Here is a 12,255-nt window from a genome sequence, read left to right as displayed (position 1 = left end):
GGAGAGAACTTTTGAAACAATGGATTAAAGCAGCAAGTCTTGGCTTGGTAATTCTATCTTCGTCTATGTACGCAAATGCAGCGGAAGCTGCTCAAAAAATTGGTTACGTATCTACTGGTCAAGCAATGTCTGAGTTAGCTCAGCGTTACAAGGTTCAAGATAAGTTAAAGAAAGAATTCAGTGGTCGTGTTGCGGCACTACGTTCTATCGAAACTAAGATGAAGGGCAAGATTGATAAATTGAAGCGTGATGGTGAACTAATGAGTTCAGATCAACGTCAAAAGCTTCAACGAGAACTTGCTCAACTTGATTCTGATTATAAACTAAAAGCACAAGCACTTGCGGAAGATCAACGTCGTCGTGGTATGGAAGAAGAGCAGAAGCTTGTTAAGAAAATCCGTACAGCGATTGATACAGTTGCAGCGAAAAATGGTTATAACATCGTGTTAGACGCACAAGCTGTTTTATTCGCGAATAAGAAAGATGATCTTTCTTCTAAAGTGATTGCTGCGGTAAAGTAATCAGTAATATGAAGCAATAATGATTGGTATATCACTATTTTTGCGATATACCAGTTTTTAGCGTACTAACAGCCACTTTTGTGGCTGTTGTTACAATAGGTATAAGGTAAATATGGCTGCAATTTCACTTGCTAAACTAGCTGAAAAATTAGGTGCAGAGCTTCAAGGCGACGACTCTGTGGAAATCCATTCTATTGCTGGAATGAGCAAGGCTGTGGAAGGTCAAATAACGTTCCTTTCTGATAGCAAATACCGTAAGCAACTTGCTGATTGCAAGGCTGATGCAGTAATGCTACGAGAAGCGGATGTCGAATTCTTCCAAGGTAATGCATTAGTTGTTAAAGATCCTTACTTAAGCTACGCATTAGTTGCACAACTATTAGATACAACGCCAGCAGCAGCAACCGAGATAGCCGCATCTGCATTTATAGATCCAACGTCTACACTTGGTAATAACGTTGCTATTGGTCATAACGCAGTGATTGAAGCTGGTGTTACTTTAGGTAATAACGTGCAAATTGGTGCGGGTTGTTTTATCGGTAAAAATGCGGTTATTGGTGATAACACTAAATTATGGGCGAATGTCACTATCTATCACAATGTTGAGTTAGGTAGCGATTGTTTAGTGCAGTCAAGCACGGTTATTGGTGCAGATGGCTTCGGTTATGCTAATGAGAAAGGTGAGTGGGTAAAAATCCCTCAACTGGGCTCTGTGCGGATTGGTAATCGTGTTGAAATTGGTTCATGTACGACGATTGACCGTGGTGCACTCGATGACACCATTATCGAAGACAATGTGATCATTGATAACCAAATGCAAATCGCCCATAACGTGCAGATCGGATATGGTACAGCGATGGCAGGTGGTACAATTGTCGCTGGCAGCACCAAAATTGGTAAATATTGTATTATTGGTGGTGCATCAGTATTAAATGGCCATATCAACATTGCTGATGGTGTAACCGTCACAGGTATGGGTATGGTAATGCGAAGTATTGAAGAAAAAGGTATGTATTCTTCAGGTATTCCATTACAAACAAACCGCGAATGGCGTAAAACTGCAACGCGTGTTCATCGTATTGATGATATGAACAAACGTTTAAAAGCTGTTGAAAGAGAACTCGCAGCGAAAGAGAAGTAAGTTTTTACGTTTAATTGATGTGCCTACCTTGTGTAGGCCGTTTTGCATTTATATTGAATATTATTTTATTCTCTCTAAGACAGGTATTTAGTTTTGACCAGCGAAAATAAGACGCTAAACATCACAGAAATTCAGGAACTGCTTCCTCATCGTTATCCTTTCTTAATGATTGACCGTGTTACTAATTATGATGAAGGCAAAACGTTAACAGCAATCAAAAATGTTTCTGTCAATGAGCCTCAATTTACTGGTCATTTCCCTAATATGCCGGTGTTTCCAGGTGTAATGATTTTAGAAGCGATGGCACAAGCAACAGGTCTACTTGCATTTAAAACCTTTGGTGCACCTGCTGAAAATGAACTGTACTACTTTGCAAGTATCGATAAAGCAAAGTTTCGTAAGCCTGTAGGCCCTGGCGATCAGCTTATTTTGAATGTTGAATTTATCAAGGAGCGTCGCGGTATTGCGCTATTTAATGGCGTAGCAACAGTTGACGGTGAAGTGGTATGTTCAGCTGAACTTAAATGTGCACGACGAGTATTCTCATGATCCATGAAACCGCACAAATACATCCGTCAGCAGTGATTGAAGACGGTGTAAAGATTGGCGCCAATGTTAAAGTTGGCCCATTCACTTATATTGCCACTGATGTTGAAATTAGTGATGGTACTGAAGTGATGTCACACGTTGTGATTAAAGGTCCAACGGTGATCGGTAAAGATAATCGTATATTCCCATTCGCCGTGATCGGTGAAGAGTGCCAAGATAAGAAATATCAAGGCGAAGCAACACGTCTTGTGATTGGTGATCGTAACGTGATCCGTGAAAGTGTACAGATTCATCGTGGTACGACCCAAGATAAAGGCGTTACTGTTGTTGGTAACGACAATTTACTGTGTGTGAATGCCCATATTGCCCACGATGTGGTTGTTGGCAATCATACTCATATTGGTAACAATTCTATTTTAGGTGGCCATGTCACTGTTGGTGATTATGCTGGCGTAATGGCGTTATCTGCTATTCATCCATTCTGTACTGTTGGTGCATATAGCTATATTGGCGGTTGTTCTGCGGTAGTACAAGATGTACCACCATATGTGTTAGCACAAGGTAACCACGCCAAGCCATTTGGACTAAATATTGTTGGTTTACAGCGTAATGGGTTTGAAAAACCAGAGTTACATGCTATTCGTCGTGCCTACAAAGAAATTTATCGCTCAGGAAAAACATTGGCTGAAGTGAAGCTTGTACTTGCTGAAATGGCGAAAGATTGGCCATCAGTAGCACGTTTCTCTGAAGTGCTTGATAACTCAGAACGCGGTATTATTCGCTAATGACGAAGCCACTTCGAATAGGAATTGTCGCCGGAGAAATCTCCGGCGATATTTTAGGTGCAGGTTTTATTAAAGCGGTTAAAGCCAAACACCCAGATGCTGAATTTGTTGGTGTTGCAGGTCCTCGTATGAAAGCAGAAGGCTGTGAAGCGCTGTTTGATATGGAAGAGCTTGCGGTGATGGGGATTGTTGAAGTATTAGGTCGCTTACCTCGCTTATTTAAGGTCAAAGCAGAGCTTGTTAAATATTTTAGCGATAACCCGCCAGACGTTTTTGTTGGTATCGATGCCCCTGATTTTAACTTACGCCTAGAAAAAGATTTAAAAGAAAGCGGCATTAAAACCGTGCATTATGTCAGTCCATCGGTGTGGGCATGGCGCCAAAAGCGTATTTTCAAAATCGAAGCTGCCACTAATCTTGTGCTTGCTTTCTTGCCATTCGAAAAAGCGTTTTACGATAAGTTTAATGTTCCTTGTGAGTTCGTCGGACACACAATGGCGGACGCTATTCCATTGCAAACCGACCAATGTGCTGCGCAAACATTATTAGGCTTAGATCCTGATAAACGATGGCTTGCGGTGTTACCCGGTAGCCGAGGTAGCGAAATGGAAATGCTCGCGCCACCGTTTATCGAAACGTGTAAAAAGCTTAAGACTAAACATCCTGATTTAGGTTTTGTAGTTGCACTGGTTAATCAAAAACGTCGAGCACAATTTGAGCAAGCGTGGCAACAAACGGCACCGGATCTCGATTTCGTACTGGTGGATGATACTGCTCGTAATGTAATGATTGCTTCAGATGCTGTATTGCTCGCATCGGGTACCGTTGCATTAGAATGCATGTTAGTGAAGCGTCCGATGGTGGTGGGCTATAAAGTGAAACCATTAACGGCGTGGCTGTTTAAGAAAATGCGTAAAACTAAGTATGTATCATTACCAAATATCCTCGCAGATGAAGAGCTGGTCACCGAGCTTTTGCAAGAAGATTGCACGCCAGAGAAGCTCTATCATGAAGTGGATAAAATGCTATATGGTGACACTTCTGAGCTGATGTTGAAATTTGAGCAGATGCATAAAACCATTCGTTGTAATGCTGATGAACAAGCAGCAAATGCCGTCCTTGCCTTGATTGATAGAGCGTAAAATGGCTGATAAAAAAGAGTTTGAACCTTTTGTTTACCCGCAAGCAACTTGTATTGCTGGGGTTGATGAAGTCGGTCGTGGGCCATTAGTTGGCGCAGTGGTGACTGCGGCTGTGATTTTAGATCCGAATAATCCCATTGAAGGCTTAACAGATTCTAAAAAGTTGACCGAGAAAAAACGCAATTTGTTGTTTGATGAAATCAAAGAAAAAGCTTTGTCTTGGTCATTAGGTCGTTGTGAAGCAGACGAAATTGATAAGTTGAATATCTTGCAAGCAACGATGGTTGCGATGCAGCGCGCAGTAGCAGGCTTAAGTCTACAGCCAGATTACGTACTTATTGATGGTAACAAAGTACCTGAATTACCGATGGCGGCACAGGCTGTGGTGAAAGGGGATTTACGCGTTGCAGAAATCAGCGCCGCGTCCATTATTGCTAAAGTGACCCGTGATCGTGAAATGGAAATATTAGGTGCTGAGTTTCCGCAGTACGGTTTTGCTAAACATAAAGGTTATCCAACCAAAGCACACTTTGAAGCATTAGAGCAATACGGTGCAATAGAGCAGCATCGTAAGAGCTTTAAACCCGTAAAGCGAGTGTTGGGGTTAGACTAAACGATTTTTCTTTATACAGACTAATGGCATAGCTATTCGCTATGCCATTTTTTTGTTTGCTCAATACCTCTCATACCTTGTTTCAGGTATAATTTTCATAATTAAGTTACGTAATAAATTAGGTTGTCATGGCAGAACCACGTTTTATCCACCTTCGTGTTCATAGTGATTATTCGATGATTGACGGTTTGGCGAAAGTAAAGCCGATCGTTAAAAAGGCATCAGAACTTGGTATGCCTGCACTCGCAATGACAGACTTTACTAACCTATGTGGTTTAGTGAAGTTTTACTTTGCTGCTCATGACGCCGGAATAAAGCCAATTATCGGTGCTGATTTCAAAGTACAGTCAGCTGAGATGGGCGATGAACTATTTGAACTCACCCTTCTTGCTGCAAATAATGAAGGTTATAAAAATCTTACTTTATTGATTTCTGAAGCCTACCAACGTGGTCATGTACAGCACCAGCCTGTTATTGATAAAGAGTGGCTCGTGAATCACCGTGAAGGGCTTATTATCCTATCCGGTGGTAAAAATGGTGACGTGGGTAAAGCTTTATTAAAAGGCAACCAAAAAATGGTTGATAGCTTAGTTGCTTTTTATCAAACCCATTTCCCTGATAGTTACTATTTGGAATTAGTACGTACAGGGCGTGTAGATGAAGAAGCATACCTTCACTTTGCGATTGAGCTGGCAGAAAAAGCCGATTTACCCGTTGTTGCCACCAATGATGTTCGTTTATTAACTGCTGATCAGTTTGACGCACATGAAATTCGCGTTGCTATTCATGATGGCTATACCCTTGTTGATCCCAACCGTCCTAAACTTTATAGCGCACAGCAGTACCTTCGTAGTGAAGAAGAAATGTGCGAGTTATTTGCTGATATCCCAGAAGCACTACAAAACTCAGTTGAAATCGCAAAGCGTTGTAACGTAACCGTTCGATTAGGTGAGTATTTCTTACCTAATTTCCCAACGGGTGATATGACAATTGAGGACTTCTTGATTACTAAATCCAGAGAAGGACTCGAAGAACGTTTAGAATTTTTATTTCCCGATCCAGAAGTGCGTGCTGCTCGTCGTCCTGAATATGATGAACGTCTAGATATCGAATTAAAAGTTGTTAACCAAATTGGATTCCCTGGTTACTTTTTGATCGTAATGGAATTCATTCAGTGGTCGAAAGATAACGATGTGCCTGTAGGCCCTGGCCGTGGTTCAGGTGCGGGTTCATTGGTTGCTTACGCGCTGAAAATCACCGATCTAGATCCTCTGGAGTTTGACTTACTTTTCGAGCGATTCTTGAATCCTGAGCGTGTTTCCATGCCCGATTTCGATATCGATTTCTGTATGGATAAGCGTGATTTGGTTATCGATCACGTGGCTGAAATGTATGGTCGTGATGCGGTATCGCAGATCATTACGTTCGGTACCATGGCAGCCAAAGCGGTTATTCGAGATGTTGGTCGTGTGCTAGGTCACCCGTATGGCTTTGTTGATCGCATTTCAAAGTTAGTGCCAGCAGAGCCTGGGATGACACTCGCGAAAGCGTTTGATGCCGAACCTCAATTAGGTCAAGCCTATGATGCGGATGAAGAAGTCCGCGACTTAATTGATATGTGTCGCATTCTTGAAGGGGTAACGCGTAACGCAGGTAAACACGCTGGTGGTGTGGTTATATCGCCAACAACCATCACCGACTTTGCTCCCTTATATTGTGATGCTGAGGGTAATAACCCCGTTACTCAATTTGATAAAAATGATGTTGAAACTGCGGGCTTGGTTAAGTTTGACTTCTTAGGTTTACGTACATTAACTATTATTGACTGGGCATTAGCGCTAATTAACCCACGTTTGGTTGAACAAGGTAAAGATCCTATCAATATCGCAGCGATTCCAATGGATGATCAAAAATCCTTTGCGATGTTGCAGCGTTCAGAATCAACTGCGGTATTTCAGCTTGAATCTCGTGGTATGAAAGATCTGATCAAACGTCTTCAACCCGACTGTTTTGAAGATATGATCGCTCTGGTGGCACTATTCCGTCCCGGCCCTTTGCAATCAGGCATGGTAGATAACTTTATTGACCGTAAACATGCTCGAGAAGCGGTTTCTTATCCTGATGAAAAATGGCAACACGAGTCATTAAAAGAAATTCTTGATCCGACTTACGGCATTATCTTGTATCAAGAACAGGTAATGCAGATCGCGCAGGTGCTGGCGGGTTATACCCTTGGCGGCGCGGATATGCTTCGTCGTGCGATGGGTAAGAAAAAGCCTGAAGAAATGGCGAAACAGCGAGCTGTGTTCGAAGAAGGCTCGATAAAAAATGGCGTTGATGGCGAGCTATCAATGAAAATCTTTGACTTGGTAGAGAAATTTGCCGGTTACGGATTTAACAAATCGCACTCAGCCGCCTATGCATTAGTGTCTTATCAAACCTTATGGTTAAAAGCGCATTACCCTGCCGAATTTATGGCAGCGGTAATGACAGCCGACATGGATAATACGGACAAGATCATTAGCTTGGTTGACGAATGTCACCGTATGAAGCTAAAGCTGCTGCCGCCGGATGTTAATAAAGGTCTATATCGTTTTAATGTTGATGAAGACGGTGCCGTTGTTTACGGTATCGGTGCGGTAAAAGGCGTCGGTGAAGGCCCGATTGAAAATATTATCAGTGCTCGTGAAAAAGGCGGTCACTTTAAAGATTTATTTGATTTCTGTGCTCGTATTGATACCAAAAAAGTCAATAAACGCGTCTTGGAGAAACTGATTAAGTCGGGTGCGATGGATCGCTTAGGGCCTAATCGTGCCGCGATGCTGGCAACCTTGGATGATGCTATAAAAGCGGCGAGTCAGCACCACCAAGCCGAAGCCTTCGGTCAAGCCGACATGTTTGGTGTTTTAACAGCGGCACCAGAAGAAGTTGAGAATAAGTATGCTAATATTCCTGAAGCACCAGATAAAGTCTGGTTGGAAGGCGAGCGTGAAACATTAGGCTTATACCTAACAGGTCACCCCATTAATGCGTATATATCAGAATTAAAACATTACACAACATGGCGTTTAAAAGATGCGCAGCAAACAGGACGTGATAAGGTAGCTACTGTTGCTGGGCTTGTTATTGCCGCCCGTGTAATGACAACCAAACGTGGTACCAGAATTGGCTTAATGACACTTGATGATCGTTCAGGTCGAATGGAAGTCATGCTATTCTCTGATGCCTTAGATCGCTATGTTGATCTGCTTGAAAAAGATAAAATTGTAGTGGTATCAGGACAGGTCAGCTTTGATGATTTCAATGGTGGCCTTAGAATGTCTGCACGTGAAGTGCTCGATATATCAGAAGCGAGAGAAAAACATCTCCGTGGTCTTGCTATATCTGTAACAGAACAGCAGATTGATGAGCAATTTTTTGCCCGTTTCAGCCAAGTGTTGGAACCACACAGAGCAGGAACTGTACCTGTTAATGTGTACTATCAGCGCTCGAATGTCCGTGCCAAACTCACTTTAGGAACAGAATGGCGTATAACGCCAGCCGATCAATTAATATCGGATTTAAAAACACTCCTAGGTGATAAGCAGGTCGAGCTTGAGTTTAATTAAATGCGCTTAATGTTTATGATAGGGTAGTTAAGTCCCTATCATCATCATAAGCAAAAGGATTTTAAGTGGTATGAGCCTGAACTTCCTCGAGTTTGAACAACCGATTGCAGAGCTAGAAGCAAAAATTGAAGCATTACGTGATGTATCTCGTCGTGATGAGTCTAATTCGGTTGATCTAGAAAAAGAAATTGAGCAACTAGAAAAGAAAAGCCTAGAGCTTACCAAGAAAATCTTTGGTGATCTTGGTGCATGGCAGGTTGCGCAACTCGCACGCCATCCTCAGCGCCCATATACTTTTGATTATGTCGAGCACATGTTCGAAGAGTTTGATGAATTGGCAGGCGATCGCGCGTTTGCTGATGATAAAGCGTTAGTCGGTGGTATTGCTCGCATTGATGGTCGTCCTGTTATGGTGATTGGTCACCAAAAAGGCCGCGGCACGACTGAAAAAGTGAAGCGCAACTTTGGTATGCCAAAGCCTGAAGGTTACCGTAAAGCGTTACGTTTAATGAAAATGGCAGAGCGTTTTAATATGCCTGTGATCACTTTCATTGATACTGCAGGTGCGTACCCTGGTGTAGGTGCTGAAGAGCGTGGTCAATCAGAAGCTATCGCAATGAACCTAAAAGTAATGTCAGGTCTTAAAGTTCCTGTTATTTGTAACGTGGTTGGCGAAGGCGGTTCTGGTGGTGCACTGGCTATTGGTGTGGGTGATTGCGTTAATATGCTGCAATACTCAACGTATTCTGTGATTTCACCTGAAGGTTGTGCATCAATCTTATGGCGTGATTCAGATAAAGCACCGCAAGCGGCTGAAGCAATGGGTATGACAGCTCCTCGCTTAAAAGAGTTGGAGCTGATTGATAACATTATTGAAGAGCCACTGGGTGGCGCTCACCGTAATGTGTTACTAATGGCAAATACATTAAAAGCACAACTTAAGGCAACATTGGCTGAACTTGATGAATTAGATACTGAGACGTTACTTGAACGTCGTTATCAGCGCCTGATGAGTTATGGTTACTGCTAAAAGTTGGTTTAACGTTTAGTAAAAGGTCAGCAATTAAGCTGGCCTTTTTTGTTTTTCCCATTTAGTGCTTTGATAGGCTGCGATAGACTATAGTTTTCTCTTAATGTTGAAAGATATCATGTTGTATTCTGCTTTTTGCCGTCAATTATTGACTCATCGACCAGCAAGTAAACGGTTTGTTCTTGCCTTTAGTGGTGGGCTCGATTCTCGTGTACTACTTGATTTAATGGCGCGATTTATTACACAAAATCCAGAATATAGCTGTCATGCCGTTTATGTACATCATGGATTAAGTACTAATGCTGATATATGGGCTGATAAGTGTGTTTTTTGGGCTAAAAGTGCAGGTATTTGCTGTGATATTGAACGTGTAAAAGTGCTAACAGGAAACCGAATTAGTCTTGAGCAAGCAGCGCGAGAAGCGCGGTATAACATTTTAGCGCAACACGTCAACAAGGGTGATATGCTACTAACCGCTCAGCACAGTGACGATCAGATTGAAACTTTTCTATTGGCATTAAAGCGCGGGAGTGGCCCTGCTGGATTAGCAGCTATGCCAACGATACTCCCTTTTGCTAAAGGGATGCATTTAAGACCATTACTCAATATTAAACGTTCTGATATTGAGCAATACGGATTGGATCACAAACTCTCTTGGGTTGAAGATGAAAGCAACCAAGATGAGCGTTATGATCGCAATTTTATTCGTCATCAAATAACGCCTCGTCTCGTTGAACGTTGGCCAAGTATTCATAAATCAGTCGCACGAAGTAGCGCGTTGTGCGGTGAGCAAGAAGCATTATTAGCTGAGTTATTAGCAACACAACTTGCTCAAGCGATCCAACCTGATGGTAGCTTACTGCTTGCTTCAGATGTGAGCCAACGTGTCGGTATGGCGTTAATTCGTCAGTGGTTAAAAAAACAATCAGTCCTAATGCCATCATTAGCACAGCTTGAGCAGATTTGGTTTAACGTAGTACAGGCAAAAGAGGATGCGAATCCCAAACTATGTTGGGCAAATGTTGAAGTGCGTCGCTATCAAAAGAAGTTATATTTACTGCTGCAATGGGATGATATTAGCCAGTGGCAAGACAATATTGATTTAGATTCTCCTTGCTTGTTACCACAAAATTTAGGGACGTTGGTTTTAAACCAAGAGGGTGATTATCCTTTATTAAGACAGCCAGAACCTGATGAAACTATAACCTTGCGTTTTCACTATCAAGGTGATGCTATTAAGCCTGAAGGACGATGTGGAAGCAGAAAATTAAAAAAACTTTATCAAGAATATAAGGTGCCAAGTTGGTTACGTAGCCGTACGCCACTCATCTTTTATGGTGATAAGCTTGCTGCTGTAGTGGGGTATTTTGTCGTCTCTGAGTTTTCTGGTCATGATATTACGATTGATCTTAATGCTTAAAAAAGACAAATAGGGCATTATTTTACTAGCAAGTTCGAACAACCTATCTTTCACCGTAATATATCATTTGTTACGGTGTTTTTTATGCTTTTAAATTATGTTTTTTGTAGAAGGATATGTACCTAATTTCAATTTTGTTGTTTTTTTTGCCTGCTTAGTAACTTTTTATTGCGATAAAATACAAAAGGTATTAGTGTACTAGTCTACTGATACGATAGTTAAAAGGGAAAGAAATGAGCAAACCATCGACACTTGGCGGAGCGTGTATTATTGCAAGCGTTTGTGTAGGCGCGGGCATGTTAGGTTTACCGAGTGCAGGGGCGGGCGCATGGACATTCTGGAGCGTTATCGCAATATCTTTAACCATGGTTATGATGACATTATCAGGTTGGTTATTATTAGAAGCGCTTAAGCATTATGATTTTAAAGTGTCTTTTAATACCATCACAAAAGATGTACTTAATACTAAAATTAATATTATCAATAACCTGTCATTATACTTTGTTGGCGGTATTTTGCTTTATGCCTATATTTCATCATCAGGTATGATTTTTAGTAATATATTAGGTATTGACAGTAAGTTAGCTTCTATTTTATTTGTCGCAATCAGTTCGACCTTTGTTCTTCACTCAACGCGTGCGGTCGATCGTATTTCTATTTTACTGATTGTTTTTATGTTGGTAAGTTTCTTAATTGGAATTTCAGGACTAGCGACACATATCAAAGTTCCAGTTTTACTTGATACAACCCAATTACATGTTAGCTATTCTCCTTATGCGTTAGCACTATTACCCGTAGCATTAACTTCTTTTGGTTACCACCATTCGGTTAGCACAATGCGCGACTATTACCGCAATGAATACCAAGCTAAAAATGCGATTTTAGGTGGTACATTAATCGCGCTAGGTTTCTATTTAGTGTGGGTGGTTTGTATTTTCGGCAACGTACCTCGTGACGCATTTGGTCCTGTGGTTTCGGCTGGTGGCGGTATTGATGCTTTAGCGCAAGCACTTGATAGTGTGGTTGACTCAAATAGTATTAAACAAGCAATCCGTATTTTTTCAATTGCCGCTGTTGTTTCTTCGTTTATCGGTGTTGGCCTAGGTGTATTTGATTACTTAGCTGATTTATGTGGCTTTGAAGACACAAAACAAGGACGCTTGAAGACGTGGGCTATTACTTTCTTACCACCGTTGATCTTTTCATTATTTGCACCACTGGGGTTCTTATCTGCGATTGGTTTAGCTGGTGCTGCTGCAACGATTTGGGCGTGTATTATTCCGGCATTATTGGCTAAAAAGACTCGCCAATGCAAAGAAAAGAAAGATGGGTTTGTTGTGCCTGGCGGTAATGTGACGGTATACGTTGTGATTGGCTTTGGTGTGGTGACCGCAATATTCCATATTATGGCGATGGCAAATTTACTGCCGATCTTTAAAGGCTAAT

At 41.7% G+C, this 12,255-nt stretch carries 10 protein-coding genes; all 10 read left to right on the top strand.

What is annotated here, in order from left to right; genetic code table 11:
- Nucleotides 1–11 precede the first annotated feature (11 nt).
- Entirely contained in the window at nt 12–521 is a 510-nt protein-coding gene (locus SKA34_RS18955) for an OmpH family outer membrane protein (protein ID WP_006647129.1), read from the top strand.
- Between the two features lie 112 nt (nt 522–633).
- On the top strand, nt 634–1,662 hold the full coding sequence (lpxD, locus tag SKA34_RS18950) for a UDP-3-O-(3-hydroxymyristoyl)glucosamine N-acyltransferase (protein ID WP_006647128.1): 1,029 nt from the start codon (nt 634–636) through the stop codon (nt 1,660–1,662).
- A gap of 93 nt (nt 1,663–1,755) precedes the next feature.
- Nucleotides 1,756–2,211 carry a 3-hydroxyacyl-ACP dehydratase FabZ gene (gene fabZ / locus SKA34_RS18945; RefSeq protein WP_006647127.1) on the top strand — a complete coding sequence of 152 codons (456 nt, stop codon included), beginning with the start codon at nt 1,756–1,758 and terminating at the stop codon, nt 2,209–2,211.
- Nucleotides 2,208–2,996, top strand: a complete 789-nt coding sequence (gene lpxA, locus SKA34_RS18940) for an acyl-ACP--UDP-N-acetylglucosamine O-acyltransferase (protein ID WP_006647126.1) — start codon at nt 2,208–2,210, stop codon at nt 2,994–2,996. The genes fabZ and lpxA overlap by 4 nt, the downstream gene beginning before the upstream one ends.
- On the top strand, nt 2,996–4,138 hold the full coding sequence (gene lpxB / locus SKA34_RS18935) for a lipid-A-disaccharide synthase (RefSeq protein WP_006647125.1): 1,143 nt from the start codon (nt 2,996–2,998) through the stop codon (nt 4,136–4,138). Before lpxA ends, lpxB begins: the two co-directional genes overlap by 1 nt.
- A gap of 1 nt (nt 4,139) precedes the next feature.
- Nucleotides 4,140–4,751 (top strand): ribonuclease HII, encoded by a 612-nt coding sequence (gene rnhB / locus SKA34_RS18930; protein WP_006647124.1) that lies wholly within the window; start codon nt 4,140–4,142, stop codon nt 4,749–4,751.
- A gap of 128 nt (nt 4,752–4,879) precedes the next feature.
- Entirely contained in the window at nt 4,880–8,359 is a 3,480-nt protein-coding gene (gene dnaE / locus SKA34_RS18925) for a DNA polymerase III subunit alpha (RefSeq protein WP_006647123.1), read from the top strand.
- 70 nt (nt 8,360–8,429) lie between these two features.
- On the top strand, nt 8,430–9,389 hold the full coding sequence (gene accA, locus SKA34_RS18920) for an acetyl-CoA carboxylase carboxyl transferase subunit alpha (protein WP_006647122.1): 960 nt from the start codon (nt 8,430–8,432) through the stop codon (nt 9,387–9,389).
- A 103-nt stretch (nt 9,390–9,492) separates the two neighbouring features.
- Entirely contained in the window at nt 9,493–10,809 is a 1,317-nt protein-coding gene (gene tilS / locus SKA34_RS18915) for a tRNA lysidine(34) synthetase TilS (protein ID WP_006647121.1), read from the top strand.
- Between the two features lie 233 nt (nt 10,810–11,042).
- Nucleotides 11,043–12,254: an aromatic amino acid transport family protein gene (locus tag SKA34_RS18910; protein WP_006647120.1), complete on the top strand. Its 1,212-nt coding sequence runs from the start codon at nt 11,043–11,045 to the stop codon at nt 12,252–12,254.
- Nucleotide 12,255 lies beyond the last annotated feature (1 nt).

The organism is Photobacterium sp. SKA34 (genome assembly GCF_000153325.1).
Taxonomy (GTDB): domain Bacteria; phylum Pseudomonadota; class Gammaproteobacteria; order Enterobacterales; family Vibrionaceae; genus Photobacterium.
The sequence above is the reverse complement of the archived record's forward strand: the minus strand, read 5'-3'. Positions and strand labels throughout refer to the sequence as shown.